15 protein-coding genes are annotated in these 13,898 nt (G+C 59.4%); 3 read left to right on the top strand and 12 right to left on the bottom strand.

Features of this window, described 5'->3' with window-relative positions; translation table 11 throughout:
- Nucleotides 1–52: 52 nt before the first annotated feature.
- The 5 genes from FN829_RS14515 to FN829_RS14535 all read right to left on the bottom strand — a co-directional run bounded on the left by FN829_RS14515 (nucleotide 53) and on the right by FN829_RS14535 (nucleotide 4,652).
- Entirely contained in the window at nucleotides 53–409 is a 357-nt protein-coding gene (locus tag FN829_RS14515; RefSeq protein WP_094529615.1) for an SHOCT domain-containing protein, read from the bottom strand.
- Between the two features lie 58 nt (nucleotides 410–467).
- A complete protein-coding gene (locus FN829_RS14520) occupies nucleotides 468–764 on the bottom strand; it encodes a hypothetical protein (protein WP_115803914.1) in 297 nt (98 codons plus the stop codon).
- A gap of 229 nt (nucleotides 765–993) precedes the next feature.
- Nucleotides 994–2,409 carry a multicopper oxidase family protein gene (locus FN829_RS14525; protein ID WP_142987663.1) on the bottom strand — a complete coding sequence of 472 codons (1,416 nt, stop codon included), beginning with the start codon at nucleotides 2,407–2,409 and terminating at the stop codon, nucleotides 994–996.
- A 123-nt stretch (nucleotides 2,410–2,532) separates the two neighbouring features.
- On the bottom strand, nucleotides 2,533–3,126 hold the full coding sequence (locus FN829_RS14530; RefSeq protein ID WP_115803979.1) for a helix-turn-helix transcriptional regulator: 594 nt from the start codon (nucleotides 3,124–3,126) through the stop codon (nucleotides 2,533–2,535).
- A 131-nt stretch (nucleotides 3,127–3,257) separates the two neighbouring features.
- Complete coding sequence (locus FN829_RS14535; RefSeq protein ID WP_115803912.1) at nucleotides 3,258–4,652, bottom strand: permease; 1,395 nt, start codon at nucleotides 4,650–4,652, stop codon at nucleotides 3,258–3,260.
- 181 nt (nucleotides 4,653–4,833) lie between these two features.
- Here FN829_RS14535 and FN829_RS14540 point away from each other — a divergent pair, with 181 nt between their 5' ends.
- The 3 genes from FN829_RS14540 (at nucleotide 4,834) to FN829_RS14550 (ending at nucleotide 6,218) form a co-directional block, all read left to right on the top strand.
- On the top strand, nucleotides 4,834–5,205 hold the full coding sequence (locus FN829_RS14540) for an SHOCT domain-containing protein (RefSeq protein WP_115803911.1): 372 nt from the start codon (nucleotides 4,834–4,836) through the stop codon (nucleotides 5,203–5,205).
- A gap of 23 nt (nucleotides 5,206–5,228) precedes the next feature.
- Nucleotides 5,229–5,870 carry a hypothetical protein gene (locus tag FN829_RS14545; RefSeq protein WP_094529625.1) on the top strand — a complete coding sequence of 214 codons (642 nt, stop codon included), beginning with the start codon at nucleotides 5,229–5,231 and terminating at the stop codon, nucleotides 5,868–5,870.
- A gap of 126 nt (nucleotides 5,871–5,996) precedes the next feature.
- A complete protein-coding gene (locus FN829_RS14550; protein ID WP_094529627.1) occupies nucleotides 5,997–6,218 on the top strand; it encodes a hypothetical protein in 222 nt (73 codons plus the stop codon).
- Between the two features lie 28 nt (nucleotides 6,219–6,246).
- On the opposite strand, the gene FN829_RS14555 is transcribed toward FN829_RS14550, so the two are convergent.
- From FN829_RS14555 to FN829_RS14590, 7 genes are all read right to left on the bottom strand, one after another.
- Nucleotides 6,247–8,427, bottom strand: coding sequence for a heavy metal translocating P-type ATPase (locus FN829_RS14555; RefSeq protein WP_115803978.1), 2,181 nt, complete (start codon nucleotides 8,425–8,427; stop codon nucleotides 6,247–6,249).
- A gap of 93 nt (nucleotides 8,428–8,520) precedes the next feature.
- Entirely contained in the window at nucleotides 8,521–8,949 is a 429-nt protein-coding gene (locus FN829_RS14560) for a universal stress protein (protein ID WP_115803910.1), read from the bottom strand.
- A gap of 67 nt (nucleotides 8,950–9,016) precedes the next feature.
- On the bottom strand, nucleotides 9,017–10,243 hold the full coding sequence (locus FN829_RS14565; RefSeq protein ID WP_115803909.1) for a tyrosine-type recombinase/integrase: 1,227 nt from the start codon (nucleotides 10,241–10,243) through the stop codon (nucleotides 9,017–9,019).
- Complete coding sequence (locus FN829_RS14570; protein WP_142987664.1) at nucleotides 10,240–10,698, bottom strand: hypothetical protein; 459 nt, start codon at nucleotides 10,696–10,698, stop codon at nucleotides 10,240–10,242. The genes FN829_RS14565 and FN829_RS14570 overlap by 4 nt, the downstream gene beginning before the upstream one ends.
- A gap of 3 nt (nucleotides 10,699–10,701) precedes the next feature.
- Complete coding sequence (locus FN829_RS14575) at nucleotides 10,702–11,283, bottom strand: DUF7342 family protein (RefSeq protein WP_142987665.1); 582 nt, start codon at nucleotides 11,281–11,283, stop codon at nucleotides 10,702–10,704.
- 502 nt (nucleotides 11,284–11,785) lie between these two features.
- The gene (locus FN829_RS14585) at nucleotides 11,786–13,411 is read right to left on the bottom strand and encodes a transposase (protein ID WP_394348709.1); all 1,626 of its coding nucleotides are present in this window, start codon (nucleotides 13,409–13,411) and stop codon (nucleotides 11,786–11,788) included.
- Between the two features lie 109 nt (nucleotides 13,412–13,520).
- Nucleotides 13,521–13,898, bottom strand: a 378-nt coding sequence (locus FN829_RS14590) for an arsenic resistance protein (protein WP_142987667.1), incomplete at its 5' end; no start/stop codon positions are given.

The raw sequence follows: 13,898 nt of genomic DNA on the forward strand, positions 1-13,898 counted from the left end.
ACAGCAATCGTTGGGGAGGGCAGTGTTTCGGCTGGAACAGCAGCCGTTCCGATCATCCGGTACGTTCGAGCTGTTTTCGCCGCCGTTCGAATTCATCGTCGTCGATCTCGCCACGGGCGTACCGCTCGCGGAGAACCGACAACGACTGCTCATCGTTCCCACCGGATCCTCGGTTGAGGAGCGCATAGACGAGGTAGAGCGGAACGGCGATGAGGAGTCCCATCCAGAGGAGTCCCCAGAGCCCCATCGCTCCGCCGAAGAGGCCCCAGCCGCTTCCGCCCATCATCCCGCCGCCATAGCTCCCGCCGCCGTGGGCGGCAGCCGTTCCAGTCGCCGCGACCAGCAGCGGGATGGCGAGGATCGCGAGGCGGCGAGCAGTGCGTCCGAGATGAGTGGTAAGTTGCGTCATTATCCTGAGTTGGTGAACCGTGGTTGTCGTTTGAAGCAATCGAAACGGTCAGAGGCCGTCAGCAGTGGCCCTGCCCGTACATCCCGCCGTTGTAGTCGTTGTCAGCCATGTCTTGGCCCATCTCGTCGACGGTCACACCCATGTGCGTCTCCATCCACTCGACGCTACCAGGGCCCATGTGCTCGGTCATCTGTGCCTCCATCCAAGCAGCCCAGTCATCAGCGGTAGCGTTGTCCGTGGGCGCGTCGTCAGCTGTCGTGTCGGTACCGTGTGCGCTGACCACGGGGGAGGCGAACACGAGTCCGACGAGCGCGAGCGCCACGATCAGCCACCGACCGAGTTTGAAGTTGGTCATTGTCTTTCTCCTCGGTTACTCGTAGGACCGCTCAAGGGTTATGACAATGGACGTGAACTCACGCAGGAGAACGTTCGAGAACGTGTATACAGCGTTTTAATCGTGTTTCAGGAACAAGAGCGTTCATCCGGCTCGAATTCGCAAGGATGGCACTCAACGCTTCGTCCGGGACAGGACCAAGACCATTCGCACGACAGATTGATCAACCAGAAATCGAGTCTCAACCCACTCATTCGACGTATTCCACAACACGCGCCATCCCCGCATCGAGGTGGTACAGATTGTGACAGTGGAACAACCACCGATCGGGGTTATCCGCGTGGAAGTCCAGCGTCACCTGTCCTCGATGTCCCGGGACGATAACCGTATCTTTGATCGCGTTGCCGACCTGGAAGAAGTGGCCGTGAAGGTGCATCGGATGGACGACCGGGCTCTGATTGGTCATCCGAATTCGGACGTGTTCCCCAGGCCGAATCTGAAGCGGGTCGGCATCCGGATAGGCTTGTCCGTCTATCGTCCACGTGTAGGACTGGTTTCTACCGCGTGAGAGCGTCAGGTCGAACGTCCGGTCTGGATCTCCACTCACACCTTCGAGCGAGGAGCGTGCTCGCAGGTCACCGTATTGCAATCTGTTACTCGAAGATGATGGAGGCTGTGGAGTGATCGAACCGTCTGTGGATTCGTACTCGACGACGGCTCTGGCCGGTGGTTCGTTCCCGTCGAGCGCGTTCGCCTGAACGAACCATCGCCCCGGATTCGTCGCTTCCACGACGACATCGTACCGTTCACCAGCACCAAAGACGAACGAGTCGGCCCCGACTGGTTCGACGGGCTGGCCATCGGCGTGGGTCACCGACATTTCGTGTCCAGCGATTCGCACACCAAAGACTGTCGCGCTGGAGGCATTCACGAACCGAAAGCGAACCCGATCGCCCTCCGTTACGTCGAACGTCGGGGGGTTCTCGGGCAGTTTACCGTTGATCAAAAGCCCTTCGTATGGTGGTCGAACGTCTCCCATCATTCCACCCATTCCACCGCCACCCATCCCACCGTCCGACGGAAGACGGGGTTCTCTAGAGAGGTAATCGTCAAGCACGACGACATACTCGCGGTCGTACTCAACGTGTGGGTCTCGTTCTTCAACGATCAGGGGGCCGAGTAAGCCACGATCGAGTTGGAGTCCGACGTGGCTGTGGTAAAAATACGTTCCAGCGGGTTCGGCACGGAACTTGTATGTGAATGTATCACCGGAGGCAACCGGCTCTTGCGTCACGTTCGGGACACCGTCGACCGGATTCGCAACAGGAATCCCGTGCCAGTGAATCGTCGTCTCCTCCTGCAGGTCATTAGCCAGTTCTACGCTGAGCACGTCACCTTCCTGCACGCGCAACTCTGGGCCCGGATACTGTCCATCGTATAGCCACGTAGTCGTCGACGTATCCGAAGCTGGTCGAATGGTCCCAGATGTCGCAGTGAGGCTGACCGATGTATCTGGGTCAGCCGTGACAGTCGGACGGGGAGTCACCGCACGACCGCCACCATCGTCGGTGCCCGGTAGCGGACTGGCACACCCCGCAAGCGCTCCGAGAGTCGAGATCCCCGATAACTGGAGGATTTTACGGCGAGAAAGTCCCGAGGAGGTCATTGCCTTTGTTTTCGCGGTCAGCGAGTAAAGGCCTCGCGATGAGAGACATTCATACGAACATCCTCGTTCCGAGTTTAGTCGCGGCGATACGGTGAACAGTCACGGATTCCCGAGAATCCCCCGCTAGTTCGCCTGTTTCTGTTGTAAGTCGTCGCTCGGATAGATGCGATACGTTCGCCCTTGTCGCTCGCGGTACAGTAAGCCGCGCTTCTCGAGGGCACTCACCGTCTGACTGACCTTGCTTTTCGAGAAGTTCGAGCGATCCCGGAGTTCGATCTGTGTGATACCGGGCGACGAGAGGACCGGTTCGAGAATTCGGCGTTCATCATCCGGCAAGAGGTCCAATACGCGCGCCTGTGGCTGGGACTCCGGATTGATCTTTCCCTCTGATTGAACGGGCCCATCCTGCGATTCGATACTCTCCGAATCGGTTTGATTCGCCATGCCAGTCTGTGATCGATCGGTTCCCTCTGTGCTAGTGAACTCGTCTCGAACCACGAGATAGCCCCCACCAACGACAGCCGAGACAAGAAGCGTTCCGAGAACGTACAAGAGTGGGTTCGTTCCGTGAACCGCGCCCATCGACGTACCCATCATCGAGCCCATCTGCTCGAAGGCCTGCTGTTGCTGGTACGCTTGCCAGGTGAGCACACCACCGACGATGAGGACGGCAGCGACCAACGCACCGGCTACGGTATCGGCTCGCCGTCGATTCATCTTCTCCACCTCGATCCTCCGAGACACTTGCTCATATGTGTGAGTTCGTGAGACATTGCTGTACCAGTTTTGATTGGCCAACGCAATCACGGGGCTGGCAGCCCCGCAAATTCGATATCCCCAATCGATGTTCAATGGTGGTCATGATCCTGAGACGTTCCCGCCTCTGGGTGTTGATGGACGAATTCATCTGGGTCCTTTTCGAATGTCTCCTTACAGGTCTGCGAGCAGAAGTAGTACGTCTCGCCGTCGTGCGTCGCCGATGGCTCGCTATCGTCAGTCCGCATCCCACAGACAGGGTCGCGGTACTGGCCGGGCGCACCGAGACCGCGACGATAAACATACAGCAGGAACCCGGAGAGCGCGAACGCGATGAGGTTGAGATAGAACGTGTAGTTGAGTTTGAAGTACGTCTGCTCGGTCGCCGTCTCGCCGCCCGCCAGATCCGGAACGATTCCCAGCGCGTCGAACAGCAGCTCCATGAGGAAGCCGGTGAACGCCATCGTCACGAAAAAGACGCCGAGGATGTACAGCATGATCTTCCAGCCGTAGTACTTCCGGTAGACGTTCAGCACGGGGATCGTGATGAGGTCGGCGTAGACGAACGCGATGATCCCGGCGAAGCTGACGCCACCGCCCCACAGCGCGACGGCGAACGGGACGTTACCCATACTGCCAACGAAACTGAGGACGGCTATGGTGACACCCATAATTGCGTTCTCGGCGGTCACGAGCAGGCCGTCGCCCTGAATGAACAGCGTGTTCCACACCCACTGCGGGACGAAGACGATGACGAACCCAGAAATAAGGAAGCCAGCGACGATGTCCTTCCAGATCATCGACCACTCCTTGCGGTACTGATTCCCGACTTTGTACCAGCCACCCCACGACAACAACTCGTCACGCCACCCGCCGCGACTCGACGTCTCCTGGCGGTAGGTCTCCATACAGCCCTCCGAGCAGAATTTGAGCGTCTCACCGCCGTCAGTCGTGAGCGTGTACTCGTCTTTGCCTTCCATCCCGCAGGTCGGGTCTTCGGTGACGCCCGCCTCACGGTCGCGCTCGTTGAGCGTTTCTCGAACTTCGGCAAAGAGATTCTCGGGAAGCGTGAGGTGGACGATCACCGCCATCACGGCGATGAGGATGAGGCCACCCAGCAGTTCCGCTAGGAGGAACTCCCAGCCGAGCAGAATCAGAATCATCAGCCCGAGTTCTACGATCAGATTCGTCGACGCGAACATGAACGCGAGAAAGTTGACCGCGTGCGCCCCCTTCTTGAACAAACCTTTCCCGATGGCTACGGCACCGAAGCTGCACCCACTGCTCGCCGCCCCGAACGCAGTCGCCTTGGTGAGCCCGCTCAGATCACCGTCGCCCAGCACCTGTGCCATTCGCTCCTTGGAGACGTAGACCTGGACGAGACTCGTGATCGTGAGTCCCATAATGATCGCCCACGCCGCCGTCCAGAGGAACCCAACACCGATTCGGAGGGCTTCGAAGATGCCCTCGACCATCGTCACCTGCATAGATGTATCGTCGTACGGATCATCTTTTGCAGTTTTCCTTCAGATAGTTCAGGTTAGAGCCGTTGAGAGTGTGAATTCAAAAGATTAGCGGTGGGTGGAACACGCAGGTCGAAGGCACAACCGCATTGAATAGTTAGGACGTAGTATTACTTGAGACCCAAACTCACGGAGGGATCACAATATGCCGACAAATTCAGACGACACGCGACTTGTTACGCTCCTCCTCGTTATCATCGGCGCCGTATTCATCGTCCCACTGTTCTTCATGGGCTTCGGGATGATGGGATTCGGCCCAATGATAGGCGGGATGTGGGGCGGTCACATGTGGGGTGACGGGACGATGCCTGGCTGGATGTTCATCGTCGGCATCGTGATGCAGCTACTGTTCCTCGCTGCCCTCCTCGGCGGTGGCTACCTCATCTACCGTGCGATTACGGGAAGTGAGAGTAGCTCAGACCAAGCCCTCGAGGAGCTCCGGCTCGCCTACGCCCGCGGAGAGCTGACCGACGAGGAATACGAACAGCGACGCGAAGCACTCGAACGAGATACCTGATTTCCACCCGGGAAACTTGAACGATGACCGGATTCTCCGACCGCCGTCAAGAGTCAACGCATCTGCAGCTTCCACCGTGGCTCGACCGATACACGACGCTGGGACTGTACGGACTACTCGTCGGGACAGTCCTCTGTCTGGTCGCGTTCCTCACGAATCCTGTTCCCGACCCCTCGTTCCCGTGGGCGACGCTGCCCGAGTCTCTACGATTACCGATTACACAGCCCCGCATCGAGCACTGGCCAGTGACCTACACTATCGGCATCTGGCTGTGGGTTTTCTGCTTCCCCGCACTCTTCCTCGCCGGATACCGGCGATACGGTGACAGGAGCCGTGGGGCAGCAGTATGGCTCGTCGGGTTGCCGACCCTGGCGATGCTGGGCTGGACCACGTACTGCCGGTTCTTCTGGCCGAAACTCCATCCTCCGACTTGGAACGCCCCAGCCTACACGTTCGTTTGCTGGCTGTACTGTTCGACCTACGACGTGCTCTGGAGCAACACGGCATACACAATTGCGCTATTCGGCATCGTCGCGACGCTCCTCGTCGTGCGACACCAGGATACAGACCGATATGCCCTTCTCGGGTTCGGGTTCCTCGCACTTCCGCTCGGATTACCGGCCCTGCACGAAGGGTATCGACGGGTGACGCGAACCAAGAGCTGAGGAACTGTGACGGGTGGCTTTGCAGCTCTGCGGGGGACATCTGTGGGTGATAATGCGGACTGGTGATTGGCATCACTCAGTACAGCCCGAGGAAACGTTATCCGTGGGAGCCTCCTCAACACAAGTATGTCGACGACCGTCTCAACACCCGAAACAGACGAGACGTGTGCGTACTGTGAATCCCGAATCTTCGACCACGACCCCATCTGCGTCCGCGACTGCGATGATGACTGTGGCTCGCCCAAGTACTTCTGTAACTACGCCTGTCTCTCCGCATATATCGACGAAAACAACCTTACTACCGGCAATGCGTGTGAGTGGACTCCCGACGACACCAGCTGTTGCTGATCGGTCCGTTCGAAGCCTTCAGAGACCATTATTCACGGAATCCGAGTAACCGAAGCCCGTTCAGTGAAACGAGGACGGTGGACCCCTCGTGGCCGACCACGGCCAGCGGCAGGGGGATGCCTCGCAACAGAATCGTCCCAACCATCAGGGCGATCGCACCGAAGGCGATTGTGAGATTGACCGTCAACGTCCGGCGCGTCCTGCGACCGAGTCCGAGCACGTAGGGGATCTTCCCGATGTCGTCGCCCATCAAGACGACGTCAGCCGTTTCGAGGGCAACGTCGGTCCCGGCGCCACCCATCGCGATCCCGAGCGTCGCCGTCGCCAAAGCGGGTGCGTCGTTCACCCCGTCACCCACCATCGCCACGTTCTCGTATCGCTCAACCAGGTCTTCGATAGTTGCCACCTTCTCTTCCGGCAGCAGTTCCGCCTGTACCTCGTCGATACCGACTTCGTCGGCGATCTGCTGGGCGACACGTTCGTTGTCGCCGGTCAGCATAACGATGTGCTCCACACCGAGAGACCGGAGATCCTCGATCATCTCTGCAGCCCCCGGCCGGACCGTGTCGGTGAACGCAAGCCATCCCAGTACCGTGGCGTTGCCAGCGTGCTCGCGGGCGACAAGGACACTGGTCTTCCCCTCCGCCTCCAGGGTCCGAAGCCTGTCGAGACCGGGATCGAGTCCCTCGATCGCAGCGTCTTCGAGAACCGTCTCGACGTAACTCCGATTCCCGATGTGGATGGTTCCGTCGTCGACGTCGGCGCGCACGCCTTTCCCGGCCTCCGACTGAAACCGTCGCGCGTCGGGGACGTCGAGGGCGCGGGCTTCGGCTTCCGAGACGGTCGCACGAGCCAAGTGATGCTCCGAACGGGCCTGGACGGAGGCTGCGAGCGAGAGCAGTTCGTCGGACGTCAGTGACTCATCCGCGAGGCCATCCCGGACGAACACGTCCGTCAGCTGTGTCTCGCCCCGCGTGAGGGTGCCCGTTTTGTCGAATGCGACCGCGTCGATGTTCGCCGCCGCCTCGACGTGTTCGCCGCCCTTGAACAGGACGCCCTGCCGGCCGCCGGAGGCGATCGCCGACAGCACCGCTGCCGGCGTGGAAATGATGACCGCACACGGCGACGCAGCGACCATCAGGGTCATCGCGCGGTAGAACGTGCTGGTGAACTCGCTTCCAAGCGCGAGCGGGATGGCGATCGCCGCGATCGTGAGTCCGAACACGCCGAGGACGTACGGCTGCTCGAGACGGTCGATGAGCCGCTGTGTCGGCGCCTTCTCGCTCTGAGCACGCTCGACCATATGGATGAGACGGCTGATCGCCGACTCGTGGGCCTGCCGCGTGACCTCGATTTCGAGACTGCCGCTCTCGTTGATCGTCCCCCCGAACACCTCGTCACCGGGTTCCTTCGGCACGGGGACGGACTCACCGGTGAGCGACGCCTGATCGACCGTCCCCTCGCCGGACGTGACGACGCCGTCGAGCGGGATTCTGTCGCCGGGACGAACGACGAACACGTCGCCCACGGCGACGTCGTCGATGGGAACGGTGACTTCCTCCCCGTCGCGTAGCACCTGCGCTTCGTCCGGTCGCATCTCGACGAGGGACTTGATCGCTCGGCGTGAGCGGCCGATGGCGTAGTGCTGGAGCGTATTTGAGAGCGAGAACAGGAAGAGGAGCATCGCGCCCTCGAACGGGGCGCCAATCGAGAGGGCACCGAGTGCCGCGACGATCATCAAGAGGTCGATGTCGACCGCACGGTGGCGCAGCGTCTCGACCGCGCCTTTGAGCCCGTACCAGCCACCGAAGACGTATGCGACGCCGTACCCGGCCCACATGAGAAGCTGAGGTCCTTCGAGCCACCCCGTCACCAGGCCGACGGCCATCCCGAGGAGGGTCAAGCCGACGAACACGGCCTCCTGCCTGAGTTCCGAGCGGGTACTCACCTCATCCGTTGCTGTCTCAGATTCGTCCTGAATCGACACGTGGCGGTCGCGGACAGCGTCTCGAATCGTTTCTTCTGAGATGACGCTCCCCTCGTAGGTGATCCGGGCGTCCCCTGTTCGAAACGAGACGTCGACATCGTGGACGCCGGAGAGACGCCTGAGATGTCGTTCAAGTGCCCGTGCTCCCGCGTCGCCCCGACCACCCCGTCGTTCAATGTGGATCGTACACGTCGAGAGAGATGGAGATTCAGTAACAGCCACGTTCTCGGTACCTATGAGTTGGTTTGATTTCACGTTTGAGGTGGGCCCACGAGCATTCATCCGATCCTAATCCCGGCACACGAGTCGAGGCTTTCATCCAATGATGGTTACCGGGATCTGTGCTCGGCGAGTGACTGTCTCGGCAACACTTCCGAGGAACGTCCGGTCTAGACCTGACCGACCGTGGCTCCCCATAACGATCTGGTCGATGCCGTTGTCGGCAGCGTAGTCGAGAATCTCACGCGCTGGTTTCCCGACTTCAGTGACTGTAGCAAGCACAATATCGTGGTCCGCCGCGAGATCCGTCGCAGTCGTGTGAATCTCGGTCGCCCGCTCTTGGGCGGTATCGTACCAGTCCTCTGCGACTGGCAAGCCACCGGCCTCTACATCGATTACCGAATCGATCGGGTTGATGACGTAAATGGTGGTAATCGTGGCGTTCGGAAAGGTCTCGAGTGCGTAAATGAGTGCACGCTCGGCAAGCGGGGAGCCGTCCAAGGCGACGAGAATGTTGTCAGGCATGCGATAGAGTTCGAGAGGTGTTGAGAAGAGTGTAGTGCCGAAAACTCGGCACTGGGAGTACCGTTAATTACCCATCAATTTCTGAGAGCGCCTCTGTTGCAACGTCACCGAGTTCTCCGGCCTCGATGTGCGAATATCGCTCCCGAACCATCTCCTCCGAGTTATCGAGATAGCGAGCCGCAACAGTGTACCCGAACGCCCGGACTAGCACCTCGCCCATTCCACGTCGACCACCGTGGGGCGCGAGATAGTCGTGTTTCGGATGAGCGATGTCGATCTCTGCAGCCTCTGAGAGCCGTTGGAGAATCGACCGTGCGCCGTCCGTCGTGATCGATGGCGGTCGGATATCTTCATCAAGCGCCAGCAGGAGGTCGCGAGCGTACTCCTCACGCCGCTCAGTAATTGCTTCTGGGCGTTCCCCTCGGTCGGCGAGATCATCCTGGACGAGCCCTGCGAGCGTCCGTTGGTCGAACGTCGGAAACACGGGCCAGCGCTCCGTCGGTGGGTCCATCAGCTGGCGATAGCTCCGTAGCGGCGAAATCACCGGGTCGGGGAGACTCGCAGCGTCCCATTGCTGTTTCTTCCGGTAGACGTCCATACTCCCGTCGTCGAGGGAGAGATCCTCCCAGCGGACGCCACGCCGTCGCGGATCGTTCGGATCGCGGACGAGTTCGCCGACGCGGACGGCGGTGTACGCTAGGACGAACACCAGCGCCCGGTCACGAGCCGCCTTCAGCGCCGCGTAGCGCGCTCGCTGCTTATCGATGGGGTCAATATCCTCCGAAAGTGTCGTGTACGCCTCGACGGCGTCGCGGGCCCGTTCGTCGACGTGGCGGGTGAGGGCGTGGCGCTGTTCGGACGTCCAGGCCTGTTGGTCGCCGGGCTTGCGGCCGTCGTCCTCTGGCAGCGGCGCCATCGCACTCGCTCGCTGCGCGTAGTGTGCCTCGAGATACCCTTCGTTGACGCACCAGCCACACCAGGCAGAGATATAGCGGTAATAGGTTTGTACCGTGTTCTGCTTGAGTCCCCGATCGCCCACGAGATGCCGGGCGTACTCCCGGAAGACGCGTTCATCGAGATCTTCGAAGGTGGGTTGGCGGTCGACGTCATCGGGGACGATCCCGGTCCAGTCGTCGCCGCGGTCGCCAGCGGCCCACTCGGCGAACCGCTCGAGCTCGCGTGCAGCGTTTCGTCGATAGTTCCCACCGTCCCCACCACGGCCTTTCCCCTTGTCCTGGAGGTAGCGCTCGAAGGAACTCGCGAGTGACTGATTAGTGCGTTCTCGAGGTGTCATCGTTCCTCGTCCGCGTACTGGTAAGTCGGACGGACGTCCTCGAAGAGCGTTTCGACGATTTCCCAGAGGATCAGGGAAGGAGTCTCGTATTCAAATGTGATCCCCCAGCGGTCCTCCGTATTGGCGGCAGAGTACTGGAAATGCGCCCGTCCGAGATCAGGATGGTCCTCGTCCTGGTGCCAGCCGGCGTGAAAGCCCGTGTTCGGATCAGTGTAGTTGATACGGAACCAATCGTGTGGGTCCTGTCGATACCACTTGACGGTCAGTTCCGGCGAATCAGGGCCCGTTGGGGGATTAAGGCGGGCTGGATCAAAAACCGCCCGCAGCTGCTTGGCCTCGATATCGTCAGGAACGTACTCGACGGCCGTGATCTGGGGGACACGGTCGAGGACGTCCCGCTTCAATTGGGCGTAGAGGTTCGCGTTCGGGTCACCACCTGGATGCGGGACCGACATCCGTTAGCTGCTGGCCTCGGCAGGCTCTGTCGTTGGAGCGAGGAAGTCCCATTCGCGGATGGCGAAGCCAACGATCTGGATACGCCGTTGAAGGTGCTCCCACTCGCGGGCGATTTCACGGCGCCGATCTTCCTCGTCACCGTCAAGGGATTCGTCAGCGAGCGTTCCGCGAAGCTGGTTCGGTAACTCGACGCCGAATTCGTCCTCCCAGTCGCGGATCTGGGTCTTCATATCGGCGAGCCGGTCCGTAAGCTCCTCGACAGTGTGTCCGCTGTCTCGAAGGCGCATCGCCTCCTGCATCGCTTGGCGGCGATAATCAGGGTAATACGTCGTGTGAGTACCGCTTTCGTCACGGTGGAGGACGCCGTCGTCGACGAGTCGCTCGAGGACGCGCTTAGTTGGTTCGTGTGACCAGCCCGCTTCGGAGGCGATCCAGTTGGCTGTCTGTGGCTCCGACAGCTGCCGAGCAACCATCCGCACGCGGTCTTCACCCGTGGTCTGGCGTTCCATCAGGCCCTCGGAGTTCGATTCGTCTTCGGTCATACAACACCCTTCGGACTGTGTCTTAATATAGATTGAGGTCATTAGTCCTATATCGAATGTGTTTCTTCGCCATCGCCTCGACCTCGGCTGAGGAGAGTCAGAGCAAACTCGGAGCCCGGTCTTGTCGGCTCTACCCCGGGGGAAGCGCCGTTGTGAGGGGGTTGCAGCATTCGTGCTTCACCGACGGCGGCGGGGTACTTCAAAGTGGCCGTGATTACGGGCATAATCAGGACCACTTGCTGTATTCGGTTCATCGGGAGAATTCGAGGATCTGGAGTCTCTTAGCGCCGGGATTCCGCATTACAAGAGAATATATATCGTATATCGCTATATAAAAACTCGGCCCTCATTCTGTCACAGTTTCGGAGGATAGGTTAGTTTTGGATCAAATCTCCATCAATTCGTGGTGATTGTCAGCGGTCGAGGATCGATTTTGAATCCTTACTCTCGAGCTACCGGACGAGCGTACGAAATTGCGTGGATTTTGGCGCTGCTGAATACGGTTGTCACTCTTGAGCGGCGGACCCAGCGAGAGCTCAGCCGATTAGTCGTGCGGGATCAACGCCGAGGCAACGAGCTCAACACACTCGCCCGCAGTAATCACAGGTGAGTAGTCCATCTCGCCGTCGATGTCCGCTTTCAGCAGGAAGTCGGTGAGCCGCCAGATATTGTACAAGAGGACCGCGAACACGAAATAGAACAAGCGAACGCGGTAGTCTTTTGAGGAGGTCTTCGCGAGAAAATCACCTTTGATCGATTTGTACTCACTCTCGATCTGCCACCGGCGGCTGTAGCGCTGACAGAATGTCTCAGCTTCCTCGGGACCGACTCGTAGATTCGTCGCGAAGACGGCCGTTCCCTCCCCACTCGTCGACGGCACGTACAGGAGTCGCATTGGATGCGATCCAGATTCCACGTGGACAGAGGCCGACTCCACAGCGACTTCCTGGTCGTCTTTGTCCATTTGGTCAAGCACCTCCCGTTCGGAGCTGGAGACCCGCTTCGGAATGAGGTAGTTCACATCGAGGTTTGAGAGCGTCTGGAACACTTGTATCGAGTCAAACTCTCGATCACACAGCACTGTCTCGATTGGAACGTGCTCTTTTGCTCGTCGAACGAGCCGTCGCACAGTACGATGGATCTGATTCGACGGGTTCTCATCCCACTCAGAGCTCTCTCGAACCGGTTCCACGGCGAGAACGAGCGGGATATTCTGTCCAATGATCGAGAGTGTTGCGAATTTGAACGCTCGACCGTCTCTGTCCTTGGTCCCGCTGACCATCGGCATCTCTTCGACCTCTCCGTAGTAGGGAATAGTCGTGATGTCGATCGCGGCTGTGACTGGACGCCGGAACGATGCTTTAGAGGCGATCACCGAGAGTAAGCGATCCGTCGTTTTGTTGAATCCCCTCACGAGTTCTTCGGGGCCAAATTGTTTGACTGCGCGGAGGTGGGTATCACCATGCGGTCCGTACTCTTTCCCGCGCCGATATTGGAAGCGAGTCGCTCCCTGCGAGGTGCCACAGCGGACCATCCCCATGAACGTCTGTAACTCGAAAAATTGCGTGTCCTCGTACGAGGCGTTCGACGCCCGACCAGAGTCGAAGTGTCCATAGGCGTGATCACGCGCGAGGCGCGTTGTCTGGACAATCTCGTCCTGTGAGAAGGATTTGTCTTCGGCTGGGTCTGCGTCTTCTTGCGTATCGTCGACGATCTCTGCCTTAGGCCGCACCTCCGGCGCTGAGATGCTGCGATCATGGACTTCTTTGACAACGAAGTGGGCGGCAGCTTGGATGTATTCGTGGGTCGCGTCGTCGAATCGATTTCGCCACGCACGAGAGAATGCTGATTCGTCGGGCACTCGACTGAAGCCGAGGATAGTCGCTACTTCCGGTTGTCGGGTGAGTCGTCGAGTGAAGTTGGCGTATGAGTCACCCGTTATCTCCATGAACACGAACGAGAGCACCATCGCGCGAAACGAGAGTGGCGCAGGATGCCATGCTGGATAACCGTCGTCGATCGCGTCTATCGTGTGATCGAAATCCTCGAACACGGTGATAAGATCGGTTTCTTTGAGTTTGTCCCGGATGGTAATCCCGAGCTGGTACGCTTCGCACAGAGACTGCAGACGGGGTTCATCTTTGGAAGGAGGACTGCCGGAACCACTCATTTAGAAAATGGTGAGGTCGATAGCAAAGTTACCACACCGACATGACTACAAACATATTCTCTTCATCGTCAAATGAATTGTAAGCGTGTGGTGAATGGGTAGTTAACTGTCAGTCATCAGCCGTGGAGCTTGAGGATCCATCTTCAGTCGTGTCGTCTAGCCGCCCGGTTGTGTATCCCCGCCAGTCGTACCGGTCTTGGAGATACAACGCGACCTTCACCAAGGCGAGCAGCACCGGTACCTCGATAAGCGGGCCGATAACGGTGGCAAACGCGACACCGGAGCCGACACCGAACACCGCGACGGCGACGGCGATCGCGAGCTCGAAGTTGTTTGAGGCGGCGGTGAAGCCGATAGCCGTCGTCGTTGAGTAGTCGGCACCGATTCCACGGCCCATGCCGAAGCTGACGAAGAACATCACAACGAAATAGATCGTCAGCGGCACCGCGATGAGTAGGACGTCACTTGGCTGCGCGACGATGCGCTC

The sequence above is a fragment of the Halorubrum cibi genome (assembly GCF_900182635.1).
Classification (GTDB): domain Archaea; phylum Halobacteriota; class Halobacteria; order Halobacteriales; family Haloferacaceae; genus Halorubrum; species Halorubrum cibi.